Source organism: Candidatus Limnocylindrales bacterium, from assembly GCA_035626395.1.
Classification (GTDB): Bacteria; Desulfobacterota; Binatia; order UBA1149; family CAITLU01; genus DASPNH01.
The window spans coordinates 65787-80090 of record DASPNR010000042.1 but is presented as its reverse complement, the minus strand read 5'-3'; the positions used below and the strand labels follow the sequence as shown (position 1 = coordinate 80090).

11 protein-coding genes are annotated in these 14304 nt (G+C 68.9%); 2 read left to right on the top strand and 9 right to left on the bottom strand.

Annotated elements, in window-relative coordinates:
- Nucleotides 1-216: 216 nt before the first annotated feature.
- Both VEC57_16180 and VEC57_16175 read left to right on the top strand, forming a co-directional pair.
- On the top strand, nucleotides 217-984 hold the full coding sequence (locus VEC57_16180; GenBank protein ID HYC00674.1) for a hypothetical protein: 768 nt from the start codon (nucleotides 217-219) through the stop codon (nucleotides 982-984).
- A gap of 211 nt (nucleotides 985-1195) precedes the next feature.
- Nucleotides 1196-4138: a DEAD/DEAH box helicase gene (locus VEC57_16175; protein ID HYC00673.1), complete on the top strand. Its 2943-nt coding sequence runs from the start codon at nucleotides 1196-1198 to the stop codon at nucleotides 4136-4138.
- Nucleotides 4139-4312: 174 nt separating this feature from the next.
- Here the strand turns inward: VEC57_16175 and VEC57_16170 are convergent, their stop codons facing one another.
- From VEC57_16170 to VEC57_16130, 9 genes are all read right to left on the bottom strand, one after another.
- The gene (locus VEC57_16170) at nucleotides 4313-5527 is read right to left on the bottom strand and encodes a hypothetical protein (protein ID HYC00672.1); all 1215 of its coding nucleotides are present in this window, start codon (nucleotides 5525-5527) and stop codon (nucleotides 4313-4315) included.
- A 23-nt stretch (nucleotides 5528-5550) separates the two neighbouring features.
- Nucleotides 5551-6165: a hypothetical protein gene (locus VEC57_16165; GenBank protein HYC00671.1), complete on the bottom strand. Its 615-nt coding sequence runs from the start codon at nucleotides 6163-6165 to the stop codon at nucleotides 5551-5553.
- A 5-nt stretch (nucleotides 6166-6170) separates the two neighbouring features.
- Entirely contained in the window at nucleotides 6171-7007 is an 837-nt protein-coding gene (locus tag VEC57_16160; GenBank protein ID HYC00670.1) for a serine hydrolase, read from the bottom strand.
- A gap of 99 nt (nucleotides 7008-7106) precedes the next feature.
- Complete coding sequence (locus VEC57_16155; GenBank protein HYC00669.1) at nucleotides 7107-7736, bottom strand: VTT domain-containing protein; 630 nt, start codon at nucleotides 7734-7736, stop codon at nucleotides 7107-7109.
- A 138-nt stretch (nucleotides 7737-7874) separates the two neighbouring features.
- The gene (argJ, locus tag VEC57_16150; protein ID HYC00668.1) at nucleotides 7875-9086 is read right to left on the bottom strand and encodes a bifunctional glutamate N-acetyltransferase/amino-acid acetyltransferase ArgJ; all 1212 of its coding nucleotides are present in this window, start codon (nucleotides 9084-9086) and stop codon (nucleotides 7875-7877) included.
- A gap of 4 nt (nucleotides 9087-9090) precedes the next feature.
- Entirely contained in the window at nucleotides 9091-11904 is a 2814-nt protein-coding gene (secA, locus tag VEC57_16145) for a preprotein translocase subunit SecA (protein ID HYC00667.1), read from the bottom strand.
- Nucleotides 11905-12038: 134 nt separating this feature from the next.
- Nucleotides 12039-12908, bottom strand: coding sequence for a decaprenyl-phosphate phosphoribosyltransferase (locus tag VEC57_16140; protein ID HYC00666.1), 870 nt, complete (start codon nucleotides 12906-12908; stop codon nucleotides 12039-12041).
- Nucleotides 12905-13591 carry a ribosome biogenesis GTP-binding protein YihA/YsxC gene (gene yihA, locus VEC57_16135; protein ID HYC00665.1) on the bottom strand — a complete coding sequence of 229 codons (687 nt, stop codon included), beginning with the start codon at nucleotides 13589-13591 and terminating at the stop codon, nucleotides 12905-12907. Before yihA ends, VEC57_16140 begins: the two co-directional genes overlap by 4 nt.
- Before the next feature lie 73 nt (nucleotides 13592-13664).
- A complete protein-coding gene (locus tag VEC57_16130; GenBank protein ID HYC00664.1) occupies nucleotides 13665-14288 on the bottom strand; it encodes an SRPBCC family protein in 624 nt (207 codons plus the stop codon).
- Between the last annotated feature and the right edge of the window lie 16 nt (nucleotides 14289-14304).

Below are 14304 nucleotides of genomic sequence, written 5' to 3'. Positions count from 1 at the left end.
GTGCGCTCGTCGCATGGCAGCCCCGTCTGCATCGAAGTGCGCCGGCCCGAAGGTCGGACTGGCAGACGGCGTCCGTGGACGTGGCAGCCATCACATCCCGTCCTCGCACGCGCGTGCCTGGCTGTGTAGGCCGGCATGCGCATCCGTCCTGCGCCTTGCCTTGCGCGTGCCGGACACCTACACCGTGCGCGCGAAGAAACCGTGGGGGTTGAAAGAATGAGATCGGGCGTAGGGAAGTGGCCGGTCGTCGTGTTGGCGCTGGCAGCATACGGCTGTGCGGCACGCGAGCCGTACAATCCGTTCCGGATCGAAAAAGACGTGTTCCGGCAGCAGGTGCACACAATCGCGTTGATGCCGACCGTGGTTCCGAACGATGCCGAGAACGTCGATCAGATCCGAGCGAAGTTCGAAAGCCTCATCACCGCGCGGCTGGGCCAGGCCGGCTTTGCCACCATTCCGTCCGGGCAGACGGCAGAGGTGTTCGAACGCGTACGCAGCGAAGTGGGCGGCACCTACGACCCCGTTACCGGTGAGCTCGACGCGGAAAAGGAGGACGCAACGCGCAAGAAGGCACTGGCACAGATCGCGGAGCGGTTTGGTGCCGACGCCGTCCTCCACTCCCGCATCGTCGTGGTCAAGGCCGGTTTTCGTAACGGCGCGGCAACCTGGCTAGGCACGACGCAGAGAATCGAGCATGGCGGAAGCCTGGCCGTCCGAATCCTGGGCGGTGTCACCGTCAGCGGCACCGTTGGCGCCACCGGGCTGGCCGTGACGATCGAGGACACGACCGGCACGGATCTCTACCTGGACTCGGGCGGCATCGAGGTGCTGAGCAAGTACAGCTTCGGCAGCTTCCAGCAGCGTCCGGTCTCGGAGCTCTTTCTGGACGAGGTGCGAAACGCCAAGGCCGTCGAGCTGGCGCTCGGCGACCTGTCCCCGCCTTCCCCCGAGCGAATGGCAAGGAACGAGCAGAGCGGTCCGTGATCCATCGTTCAAGCAGCCGGAGAGCGAGAAGCGTGGCCATGGCGCGAGCTTTTTTCGCCGCAGGCCGACAGGACGACGCGCGCCCGTGGATCTACCGGTTCGTCCATAGCTGAAGCACCGCGGGAGCGACGGTCACGACGATCGCGCACGGACGCGAGCGCCGCTGCGCGGGTCGAGCCATGCGCGCGATTGGGCTAGGGTGCGCGTCTCCGTGACCAGCGCGATCTCATGGAAAGAGCTGCTCGATGCGGTGCGCACCGACTGCCCCGTCGGCCTTTGGACGCGCGGGCAGACGCTGGCGCGCGAAGGCGCGGTGCAGGGTGAGTCGCGCAGCAGCGACGATCTATGTTTTCGCGTGCGGGTGCCGGGACGGGCAGTGGCGCCGACGGTGCACCTGTATCCGCAAGACGCCGACTGGGACTGCGACTGCGATGCCGCGCGCGCCTGCGAGCACGTCGCTGCCTGCATCAGCGCAGTCACCGCCAGCCCTCGAGCGCTCGACGAGCTGTTCGCCGCGCAGGCCGGAGCGGCGTCGCTGCGCTATCGCTTCGAGCGAAGCGGCAACGGCGTCGTGCTGCGCCGCTTCCTGTGCACGCCCGGCGCTCCGCCGCAGCCGGTGCGCGGAGCGCTGCTGCAGGCGATCGCCGCCGGCGGCGACGCTCTGGTCCCCACCCATGCCGATCTGGAGCTGGACCGGCGCCTGGCACGCGAGCCGGATGCGCCGCTCGATTTCGACCGCGCCGTCTTCACGCTGCGCGCGCTCGTCACCGTCGAGGACGTGTGGCTCGAAGATCGCAAGGTCTCGGTTTCGGCCGAGCCGATATTTCCGCACGCATTCGTCGAGGACGCCGGCGCCGATGTCGCGCTCGTCGTGGAGACGGGCAGCGGCGTCGAAGTGATCGGCGACGGCGTCGTGCTGGCCGGCGATACGCTTCGCCCGCCCGGCGCCGCCAGTGAGTTCGGCACGCGCTGGCAGCGCCTGCCGCTTCGCCGCCACTTCCGCATCAGTGAGGTCGGCGAGCTGGCCGGGACGCTGCTTCCCGAGCTCGAGCGTCACGTCAGCGTGGACATTCGCAGCCGGCGTGTTCCGGGCCGCGCCAGATCGTCGCCGCCGTGGCTTCGCTTCCAGGTCGACGTCGTCGGCGGTGACGTCGACGTGCTTGCGCAGCTGGTCTATGGCGATCCGCCGGTCGCACGCATCGATGCCGGCAGGCTCGTGCACCTGGAGGGCGCGGTGCCGGTTCGCGACGAAGCGCGCGAGCGCGAGCTGGTGCTGCGGCTGCGCGACGAGCTCAACCTCGTGCCCGGACGGCGCGCGACGTTTCACGGCACCGACGCCGCGCGCTTCCTCGCTGCCGTCGAGCGTTTCGACGATGGCCGCCCGCGCTCCGCGGCGCGCGCCGTCACCGGCGCAACGCGTCCCGAGCTGAGCGCGCGCGTGTCCGAACACGACGGCGATCTTCAGCTGTCGTTCCAGGCCGTCGTCGACGGCAAGGTGCGCACGGCCGATGCCGCAGCGGTCGTCGATGCGTGGCAGCAGGGGCTCGGCGTGGTGCCGCTGGACGGCGGCGGTTTCGGCGCATTGCCTGTCGGCTGGCTCGAGCGCCATGGCGAGCTGGTCGCGGAGCTTCTCGCGGCGCGCGCCGCCAACGAGGGCAAGACGCCGCGCGCCGCTGCCGCGCTCGTTGCCGAGCTGTGCGATTCGCTCGAGCGGGCGGCGCCGCCCGATGCGCAGCGTCTGCGGGCGCTGCTCGAATCGGACGAGCGCCCGCAGCAGGCCGTGCCGCATGAGGAGTTCCGGGGCGAGCTGCGCGGATATCAGCGGGCGGGTGCGGTGTGGCTCGAGCGCCTGCGCAGCGCGGGCCTCGGCGGCGTGCTGGCCGACGACATGGGTCTGGGCAAGACGGTGCAGACGCTGGCCGTGGTGCGAGGAAGCACGCTGGTGGTGTGCCCGCGCAGCGTGATCCACAACTGGACCGCCGAGATCACGCGCTTCCGCCCCGATCTGTGCGTCACTCTCTATCACGGTGCCGGCCGCGCGCTGACATCGTCGCCCGCTGCGTCGCGGCAGGCCACGGTGACGCTGACGACGTACGCGACGCTGCGCAACGACATCGACGCCCTTGCCGAGCGCGATTGGGACCTGGTGATCCTGGACGAGTCGCAGAACATCAAGAACGCCGAATCCCAGACCGCGCGCGCGGCCTTCCGGCTGCGCGCCGGCGCGCGCATCGCCCTGTCCGGCACTCCCATCGAAAACAGGCCGAGCGAGCTGTGGAGCCAGATGCATTTCGTCAACCGCGGCCTGCTCGGCGGCCGCAGCGCGTTCGTGGAGCGATACGAGCGGCCGATGCTGACCGGCGATGCGCGCGCCGCAGAGGCGCTGCGGCGGCGCGTGCGTCCATTCGTGCTGCGGCGCCTCAAGCGCGAAGTCGCACCCGAGCTGCCGCCGCGCACCGACGCGGTGCTGTTCTGCGAGCTCGAGCCCCACGAGCGAGCGGTCTACGACTCGGTGCGCGCCGCTTCGCGCGCCGAGGTCGCGCGGCGTCTTGCCGACGGAGCCTCGCCGCTTGCCGTGCTCGAGGCGCTGCTGCGCCTTCGCCAGGCCGCATGCCACGCCGGACTTGTGCCGGGCCATCACGCCGAGGGTTCTTCGAAAGTGGAGGCGCTGCGAGATGCGCTCGAGGACGTGGTGGCCGATGGTCACAAGGCGCTGGTGTTCTCGCAGTGGACGAGCCTGCTCGACCGCATCGAGCCGCACCTGCGCGAGTCGTCCATCGACTTCACAAGGCTGGATGGCAGCACGCGTGACCGCGGCGGCGTCGTCGGCGGGTTCCAGGCAGCCGATGGTCCCCCTGTCATGCTGCTGTCGCTCACTGCGGGCGGGACGGGCCTCAACCTGACCGCCGCCGATCACGTCTTTCTCATGGACCCGTGGTGGAATCCTGCCGTCGAAGACCAGGCCGCCGACCGTACCCACCGCATCGGACAGGAACGACCGGTCATGGTCTACCGCCTGGTTGCCAAGGACACGGTCGAAGAGCGCGTGCTCGCGCTGCAGGCGCGCAAACGTGCCATCGCCGAAGCCGTGCTGGAAACGGGCGCCGCCGGCGACGTCGTCACGCGCGAGGACATCCTGGCTCTTCTCGAGTAGCGCGGGCTTGGACGGGACGGCGAAGTCAGGCCGGCGGCGCCGCTGCGGCGCGCTGCGTGACGCTCAGAAAGCGGATCGGTGACGGCCAACGGCGCCGTTCCTGCGCTTCGCCCTGAGGGCGGCTCACCAGGGAAGCGAGGCAGCGTGCGGACGCGCGGCCGGCATCGCTGGAGCTCAGACTCGGCCCCGCTCCCAATCGGCAAGGTGCTCGAGGAGAGCGTCGATCGGAATGACGCGGCGGCGGTTGTCGTCGTCGCTGCGGAAGACCACCGCCGACCACCCGCGCATGCCGACGGGCCGCAGGCTGTGGCCGTTCAGGTGGAGGTGCTGGCCCGAGATCGCGCGGATCAGGACGCGCTCGTAGCGCGAGCGCTCGAGCTTGGCGGGCGGAAACAGCTCGTCCCACATGCACAGCCGCCCCACGTCCTCGTACTCGGCGGGGCGGTCATCGAGGTCGAGCAGCGAGGGGCTGCGACCGCCGATCACCGAGCCGATCAGGCGGAACGTGAACGGATCGGAGATTCGCCGGATCGACTGCTCGAACAAGCGCAGTGTCGTCTGCGCGATTCCGCGCAGGCTCATGACGCCATGGCGCACCGTCGGCCACATCGGCTCGTCCACGTTGCAGGCGAAGGGATTTTCCACGTAGCAGTCGCGCGAGGCCAGCCAGCCCTTGCGCGAGGTGTGCGGCACGGGAGCGAAACCGTCGATCACCGCAACGTCATGCCGCTCGAGCTCGGACAGCTCATAGCTCGGCCAGCGCATGACCTCGCGCACGATGCCGACGATCAGCGTGCCCGTGGCGATCATGAGCGGCGCGCTGGGAGTGAAGTCGGCTGTGATCTCGATGCGGTCGCTGCGTGGACGCACGCCGACGCCGGTGGAGCGGCGGTTGGTCGCCAGCAGCATCACCGGCGCGGGCAGGATGTACGTCAGCAGATGCGCGAGCCGCTCCACCGTTCGGCCGTTGGACGGCTCGCCGTTCGGCAGCGAGAACGAGACGTTGTAGTGCGCGCTGAAACCGACCAGGCGCGTGTGATGCCGCGTGCGCTCGTCCCAGGCGTCGAGTTCCTGGCGGATGAACCGGATGGCCTCCCACAGCGAGCGGCCGGCGCGCGCGGCGCAGCCAGGCTCCAGCTCGATGACCGGCGTGGCGGCCTCGATGACGCCGGTGTCGAAGTAGACGGCGCCCCCGGTGGGCAGGTGGTAGGAGGTCCCCTGGCGGTGCATCAGGTTCCCGCGAATGAAGTCGCGCGGGCTGCCGAAGAGGTCTTCGGGCCGCCGCTGCTGGTCGTCCACCATCAGCGCGAACTCCGCCTCCATGCCCATGGCAGCAAGGGTGAGCCGGTCGGGCGCATGGGGCAGGTCCAGCTTCTTCTGGTCTGCCATGCCTATGCGGACTCTCCGGCCTGCTACTCATTCACCGGATCGAAGATCGTATAGCCGAGGTCGAGGTGCAGATGGTCATCGGCCTCGCCAACCGAGGGGCCGCAGGGTCGGACCCACACGCCGGGAATGACACGCCTGGCGGCGGCTGCGTATTTCTCGATGTCCTGCCGCGACTCCAGGTACGTATCCCCGATACGGTAGATGTTGGCGGCCGTGCCCCAGCAGTGACGGGAGGCGTGCGTGCTCAGCGCGTGTGCGGGCGAGCGGTACCCGCCGTTGGCGGCGATGTGGACGTAGCTGCCGACCTCGATACGCAGCAGCTCGAGCGCCGCCGCCAGCAGCAGCAGCGCGCACGGTACGTAGCGCGGGTAGGCGCTGGCCGCCGGCGCTTCGCGAAGGTCGACGCCGATCAGCTCCCACAGCCCGAAGTGCGCGGTGAGGTTGACGCTGCGCGCCTGCTCCCACGATTCGATGCGCAGAAACGACGAAGGCAGCACGTGGTGCGTGCCGGTGCGCGACTCCATCGTCTGGCCAGGCCGCAGGACCTCGCGCACGTCCGCCGGCAGCTCGGCGGCGTGCACCATCGGCAGGCGCAGCTCGCTGGCGGCGCGGAAGGCCGGCAGGCGCAGCTGGTTCATCGCCCTCACGCGGTGCCCGCGGTGATCGTCTCGTACACGGCGCGCGAGATGCGCGCGATGGTCTTCTGCCGTCCGTCGGTGTCCGGTCGCCACTCGGTCAGGATCACGAGCACGTAGGCGTCGCGGCCGCCGAGGTAGACGATGCCGCCATCGTGCGCGACCGAGGACATCTCGCCGGTCTTGTGGGCCACGCGCGCGTCGTCGGGAAGCCCGGCCGGAATGCCGCTCTTGAAGCGCTGCTGGTGGAGGATCTCGAGCATCGCCGCCGAGGCCTCCGGCGAGATCGCGCGGCCCTCCTCGATCATGCGCAGCGCGTCGCACAGGCCTTCGGCCGTGATGCGGTTGTTGACGTCGGCCTCCCAGGCCGCCTCGTCCTCGACGCCGCGCAGCAGGTCGATCCCGCGCAGGCCCAGCCGTGCCATGGTCGCCTGCGCCTGCTGCAGGCCCACGACGTCCAGGAGCAGGTTGGTGGCCAGGTTGCTGCTGGTGGCGATCATGTGATGGGCGAGCTCGCGCACCATCATGGTCTTTCCGCGCGCGGCGTGGACGTCGCCGTTGGCGTCGCGGCGCGAGTCGACGCGGTAAGGGGAGCCGTCGACGGCGCTCAGAAAGCGGTTGCGGACGTGCACGCGCGAGTAGTGCTCGAACCGCCCGGCATGGATGGCGTCGAACACGGCCAGCAGCACCGGCACCTTGATGGTGCTGGCGGCGTGGAACCAGCGGTGGCCGTGCAGCGACCAGGAGCGGCGCCGCTGAAAGTCGTAGGCGGCGACCGCGACCGCCTGCGCCTTGGCCTCATCGGCGATCTGGAGAATGCGTTCGCGAAGGGCGGCTTCGTTCATGGCATCGCGCAGGGATGGTGGCCGCCGGGCCGCATCGGCGCAAGCCCCTTTCCCTGCATGGCTGGGCGGGAGCACGCACGAGAGGGCGTGCTCCCGTGCTCAACGGCGCGCGCGAATCATCCAGCGCGCGACCAGCGCCATCGCACCCGCCAGCGTCAGAACGATGACCAGCGCCAGCAGCGGCCGCTGCACGGCAATGTCGCCGAGCATCGCGTGCACGAACGCAGCGGCAAAACCGCCGGCCATCACGCCGAGCAGCGCCCGCAGCCACGACATTCCGCTGATGCCGGCCGTGAGCACGAGCCATTCGGCCGGGCCGCCGACGGCGCGTCCGAAGACGACCGCGTAGATCCCCCAGCGCGAGTAGAAGCGCTCCACCGCCGCCAGCTCCCGCTCATCGACGAGCCACAGCGCGCCGCGGCGGCCGAGCATGCGGGCAAGCCCGAAGCCCATCATGCCGGCAGTGGTGCAAGCGACGCCGCCGAGCGCGCCGCCAGTCCATGGCCCGTAGATGACGCCCAGGCCGATCAGCGCCGGCGTCGACGGCATGGGCAGCAGGAAGTCGGCGATGACGACGGCCATCGCCACGGCCCACGCCCACGACTGGAACGAGCGCAGCCACGGCACGACTTCGTCGAACGACTCGGGGAGGTCGAGGCGATCGCCGATGGTGAACCAGAGCAGCCCGGTGAACAGGAAGTAGAAGACCGGGATGATGAGCAGCCGCATCGGGGATGCGCCGTCGAGCTCAGGTCAGCCGCGGGAGAAGCGGCATGTGCAGGACGCGGCAAGCAGCGACGCCGCCCAGGTCGTCGCACCGGCCCCGGCCGGGAAAAGCGCGGTCTGGCCGCTGGCTGGGCGCGAGGATCACGACGTGTACGCGGAGTTGAAGCGCACGTATTCTTCGGTGAGATCGCTGGTGATCATGGTCGCGGTCCCGGGGCCGTCGCCCAGGCGCAGCGTCATCGTGTACGCCTCGCGCTTCATCACCTTGCGTGCGGCGTTGAGTGCATCCTCCGAGAGCACGACGCCGTTGCGCACCAGCGGCACGTCGGCCACGTCCACCGAAAGCACGGAGAGGTCGATGGCGACGCCGGTGTTGCCGAGCGCCATCACCAGCCGTCCCCAGTTCGGATCGGCGCCGGTCAGTGCGCATCGCACCAGCGGCGAGTTGACTACCTTGCGCGCGACGTGGTCGGCCTGCGCGTCGTCGGCAGCGCCGGCCACGACCAGATCGATCATCTTGGTGGCGCCCTCGCCGTCGCGCACGATCATGCGCGCGACTTCCTCGAGCACCTCGGCCACGGCGCCGGCCACCGCCTGGTAGCCTTCGCTCTCCTCGCCTTCGATCGCGTCGCCGGCGGCGTCGCCCGATGCCATCAGGACGCAGGTGTCGTTGGTGCTGGTATCGCCGTCGACGCTGATGCGGTTGAGGCTGCGCGCTACGCCCGCCTTCAGCATCGAGGCGGCCGCGGCTGGCGAGAGCTTGGCGTCGGTGAGGACGAACGACAGCATCGTGGCCATTTTCGGCTCGATCATGCCCGCGCCCTTGGCCATGGCCGCCACCTGGATCTCGCTGCCGCCGAGGTGCAGCGTTCGCGACGCCCACTTCGGAAACGCGTCCGAGGTCAGGATCGCCCGCGCGGCTGCGCCGAAGCCGCGCCTGCTCAGCTGATCGACACCGAGCGCGATGGCGCGCGCCATCACGCGCCGGTCCAGCGGAACGCCGATCACGCCGGTCGAGCACGGCAGCACGAGGTGCGGATCGATTCCGAGCCGCGCCGCCAGCTCATCGCAGCTCCAGCGCGCGATCTTCATCCCCTGCTCGCCGGTGGCGCAGTTGGCGTTGCCGGAGTTGACCATGATCGCCTGCAGCCTGCCGGGCGCCACGTGTTCGCGCGCGACGACGACCGGAGCGGCAGCGCACGCGTTCTGCGTGAAGACGGCGGCGGCAGCGCAGGGACGGTCGGCGACGATGAGCGCGAAGTCGCGGCGCCCCTTCTTCTTGATGCCGCCGTGGACACCGCTGAAACGGAAGCCGCGAATGGGAGGAGGGGCAGCCGCTGGCTCGATCTTCACCGTCTCACGCAACCTTTCCGTGACACTTCTTGTATTTTTTGCCGCTGCCGCAAGGGCAAGGGTCGTTGCGTCCGACCCTGTCCGGCTCGCGTGTCTGTCCGGGACGCTGTGCCGGCTGGCGGTCATTGCCGTGCGAGAGCACCATCTGGCGCTCCGCGCGCCGTCGCTGCTCTTCGAGTCGCTGCTGATTCAGGCGCGCTTCCATGAGCTGGCGCTCGGCTGCGCGCCGGTCCAGAGCGGGCTGCGCCGGAGCCGGCTGCCGCGCGGCGGGGGCATCGCTGGTGCCGGCGCTGCTGGCGGCCGATTCGCGCGGGGCGGCCTCTTCCTGCGCCTCCGCCTCGCGCTGCGCGGCCTGCTCTTCCTGCGTGGCCACGCGCACGGAGAACAGCTTGGAGATCGCGTCCTGCTCGAAGCGCTCGAGCATCGCCTCGAAAAGCTGGAAGCCTTCGCGCTGGTACTCCTGCAACGGGTTGCGCTGGCCGTATCCGCGCAGGCCGATGCCTTCCTTGAGATGATCCATCGCCAGCAGGTGGTCCTTCCAGTGATGGTCGATGGCCTGCAGCAGGATGACCTTCTCGAGCTGGCGCACGATGTCGTCGCCGAACTCGCGCTCGCGCTCTTCGTAGCGCGCCTCCACGGCCGCGGTCAGGCGCTCGACGACCTGCTCGGGCTTGATCGTTTCGCGCTCCTCTTCGGGAATCTCGAAATGGATGTGGAAGTGGCCGAAGACCGCGTCGCTCAGCGCCTTCCAGTCCCACTCGGCACGCGGCCGGTCGCCGATGTAGTTGAGCGGCAGCGCTTCGGCATGCTCGCGCGCGACGGCCAGCGCCTCGTCGCGCAGGCTTTCGGCAGCAAGATACTCGCGGCGGCGGGTGTAGATCACCTCGCGCTGCTTGTTCATGACGTCGTCGTATTCGAGCAGGTGCTTGCGGATGTCGAAGTTGTGTCCCTCGACCTTCTTCTGCGCGTTCTCCACCGCGCGCGAGACCATGCGCGACTCGATGGGTACGTCGTCCTCCATGCCCAGGCGCTTCATCAGGCCCTGGATGCGTTCGGCTCCGAAGATGCGCAGCAGATCGTCCTCGAGCGACAGGAAGAAGCGCGACGAGCCCGGATCGCCCTGGCGGCCCGAACGGCCGCGAAGCTGGTTGTCGATTCGCCGCGACTCGTGACGCTCGGTGCCTAGGATGTGCAGGCCGCCGGCGGCCACGACCTCCTCGCGCTCGGCGGCGCACTGCTCGCGCAGCCGCTCCAGCGTGGCGGCCCATTTGGCGTCCTCCTCGCCGAGCATGCACTCGGCTCGCGCGAGGAATTCGGCGTTGCCGCCGAGCACGATGTCGGTGCCGCGGCCGGCCATGTTGGTCGAGATCGTCACCGCGCCCTTGCGGCCCGCCTGCGCGACGATCTCGGCTTCGCGCGCGTGATGCTTGGCGTTGAGGACGTGGTGGCGCACGCCGTCGCGCTTGAGCATCTCGCCGAGCATCTCCGACTTCTCGATCGAAATCGTGCCCACGAGTACGGGCTGGCCGCGCTCGTGGCAGTCCTTGATCTCCTCGATGACCGCCTTGTATTTCTCGCGCTGGGTTTTGTAGACGACGTCGGGATGGTCCTTGCGGATCATCGGGCGGTTGGTGGGCACCACGATGACGTCGAGGCCGTAGATCTTGCGAAACTCCTCGGCCTCGGTCTCGGCGGTTCCCGTCATGCCCGCCAGCTTTCGGTACATGCGGAAGTAGTTCTGGAAGGTGACGGTCGCGAGCGTCTGGTTCTCGCGCTCGATGTTGACGCCTTCCTTGGCTTCCACCGCCTGATGCAGGCCGTCGCTCCACCGGCGCCCGGGCATGAGTCGCCCGGTGAACTCGTCGACGATCACCACCTGCCCTTCGTGCACCATGTAATCCACGTCGCGCCTGTAGAGCGCGTGCGCGCGCAGGCCCTGATTGACGTGATGCAGGATCTCGATGGCGGAGGGATCGTAGAGATTGGGTACGCCGAGAATCTTCTCGACCTCGGCAACGCCCTCGTCGGTCAGCATGGCCGAGCGCTGCTTCTCGTCGATCGTGAAGTGCTCTTCCTTCTTCAGCCGCGGTATGATGCGGTTGATGGCGTAGTACTTCTCGGTCGACTGCTCGGCCGGGCCCGAGATGATCAGCGGCGTGCGCGCCTCGTCGATCAGGATCGAGTCGACCTCGTCGACGATGGCGTAGTGCAGGTCGCGCTGGGCGAAGGCCTGCACCGAGAACTTCATGTTGTCGCGCAGGTAGTCGAACCCGAACTCGTTGTTCTGGCCGTAGGTGATGTCGGAGCGGTAGGCGCGGGCGCGCTCGGCGTCGTCCATGTCGTGGTAGATGATGCCCACCGACATGCCCAGGAACTTGTAGATGCGGCCCATCCACTCGGCGTCGCGGCGCGCCAGGTAGTCGTTGACGGTGACCAGGTGGCAGCCCTTGCCCAGAAGGGCGTTGGTGTACATGGGCAGGGTCGCCACCAGCGTCTTGCCTTCGCCGGTCTTCATTTCGGCGATGCGGCCGGCGTGCAGGATCAGGCCGCCGATCAGCTGCACGTCGAAGTGGCGCATGTTGAGGACGCGCCGCCCCGCCTCGCGCACCGTGGCGAACGCCTCCACCAGCATGTCGTCGAGCGGCTCGCCGCGGTCCAGGCGCTCGCGAAAGCGCGCGGTCTGCGCGCCCAGCTCCTGGTCGGACAGCTCCTTGATCTTGGGCTCGAGCTCGTTGATGCGGACGACGATGGGGCGCAGGCGCTTGATGAAGCGCGTGCTGATGTCCCCCAGAATCACTTTACGGATGCGTTCGAGCATGTTGCCGGCGGTTCTGTCCCAAGGGTCGCTCTGGCGAGCGGGCTACTCAAGCCGGCGAGCCGCGACCCGCCCGCTCCGGCTTCCGCATCGCGCGTGCCGCGAAATGCGGCGTCGCGTCCGTCGACGCGGAAGGGCTACGCGTACAGGAGAACGACCACCGTCGCGGCCCACAAGGCGACCCCGATCTGCAGCGGGTGGTCATCGAGCAGAGCGTTGGTGGGGTTGCCGCCTTTCTCGTGCCCGTAAACCAGGAATAGGTAGCGAAAAACCCCGAAGACCACAAAAGGAACCGTCACGTACAAGCGGGTGGTCCCGAGGCGGGCCGCGACGTCGCTGCTGAGCGTGTACTGGACGTAGACGCCGATGACCGCCAGCGCCAGCAGCACGATCAGCGTATCCAGCGGCGTCTGCCGGTAGCGCTCGAGCACGTCGCGATGATCGCCTGCCTGATCGCCCAGCTCGAGCAGCTCGTGACGGCGCTTGGCCAGCGCCAGGAACAGCGCGAGCAGGAACGTGGACAGGAACAGCCACGCCGACATCTGCGCGCCCGCCGCAATCACGCCCGCCATGGTCCGCAGCACGAAACCGCCGGCAATCGCCATCGCATCGATGACCGCGACGCGCTTGAGAGCGCTGCTGTAGGCGGCCTGCAGGGTCAGGAACGCGGCAGTGCACAGGAACAGCTGCAGGTCGACCAGCAGCGAGCCGGCGAGCGCGGCGACGGCCAGCGCCAGCGCCAGCACCAGCGCGTCGCGGCGCGAGACGGCGCCGCAGGCCACCGGGCGCAGGCGCTTCTCCGGGTGAAGGCGGTCGCGCGACGCATCGAGGACGTCATTGAGGACGTAGGCGCTGCTGGAGGCCAGGCAGAAGATCACGAATGCCGCGACGGTGCGCACCAGCGCGATCTCGCTGGTGCGATTGAGCGAGAAGACGAACGCGGCCAGGACGAAACCGTTCTTGACCCAGTGCGTGGGCCGCAGCAGCTCGAACAGGTGGCGCCTCACGAGCCGCTCTCGTCCTCGCCGCCATCTTCGCCGCCGCCGTCGCGCTCGCCGCCGCCGCCGCGCTCGCCGCCGCCGCTGTCGCCATCGCTCTCGTCGAGCTCGCTCTCGACCGCGATGGCGGCGCGGATCCATTTCCAGACGCCGTCGATCCCGGCGCCGCTCTGCGAGGAGGTGGCCAGCACCACGGCCGGCGCCATGGCCTTGGAAACGGCCGCCGTCTGCCTGGCCAGCGCCGAGCGCGTCAGCTTGTCGGCCTTGGTCAGGACGAATGCGAACGGCAGGCCGACCTCCTGAAGATACTCGGCCAGCTCGGACTCTTCCTGCTCGGGCCCGCGCCGCGAGTCGACGAGGATGAGCACGCCGGCCAGCTCCTCGCGCGTCTCCAGGTAGCGCTCCACCAGCACCTTCCACTGGCGCCGCTCGGCCTGCGACCGGCTGGCGTAGCCGTAGCCGGGAAGGTCGACGAGGGTGATGGCGTCATTGACGTCGTAGAAGAGGAGCCCGCGCGTGCAGCCGGGCGTGCGGCTGGTGCGAGCCAGCGAGCTTCGGTTGGTCAACCGGTTCAGGAGCGAGGACTTGCCGACATTGGAGCGACCCGCCAGCGCGATCTCGGGATGGCGGGCGGGCGGGATCGATGCGACGCTGGTGGCCGCCGCGCGGAACTCGGCACGTGTGATCTTCATGGGGCAGAAGCAGACGAGGCCGCCTCTGTGGAGACGGCCTCGCCGAAAAACACGCCGCTGCGGCGGCTCGGGATCACCCGGCGGCTGCCGGCTTCTCGACGCCGATCTGCTTCTTGATCGCGCGCACCTGGTTGACGAAGCTCTCCTTGATCGCACTGGCCTGCACGCTCTCGGAGATCGGCAGCGCGACCTTGTCGGTCTGCTTGGCCTTGTAGATGTAGGCGGTCTTGGTGCCGTCCGGCGACGGCTCCAGATGATAGCTGCCGTCGATGTCGGCGATCGAGGAGGTGATGGTCTTGATCTTCAGCGTCTTGGTGGCGTCGTCGAAGTCCATCGAGACCGTGAAGGTCTGCAGGTTGTCGAGCGCCAGCACGTGGAGCTCCAGCTCCTTGTGGTTGCCCTCGTCCTTGAGCACCTCGCTCTTCTTGTACTGGTCGCTGAACTCGGACAGGCGCTGCGGCTGCTTCATCGCCTCCCAGACCTTGTCGGGCGGAGCGTCGATGCGCGAGTGCATCTCGATGTCGAACACCTTCCCGTCCTTCTCGAGCTTGGAGAAGGCGATCTCCTCGATCTGGCCCTCCCACTTGACCGCGGCCTTCTGGGCGCGGAAGTAGCCCGAGATCATGTCGCAGCCGGCAAGGCCTGCCAGACTCAGGACGGCCGCGGCCAGAGCAACAGAGCGAACGTTCTTGTTCATGTCGGTGACCTCTCGT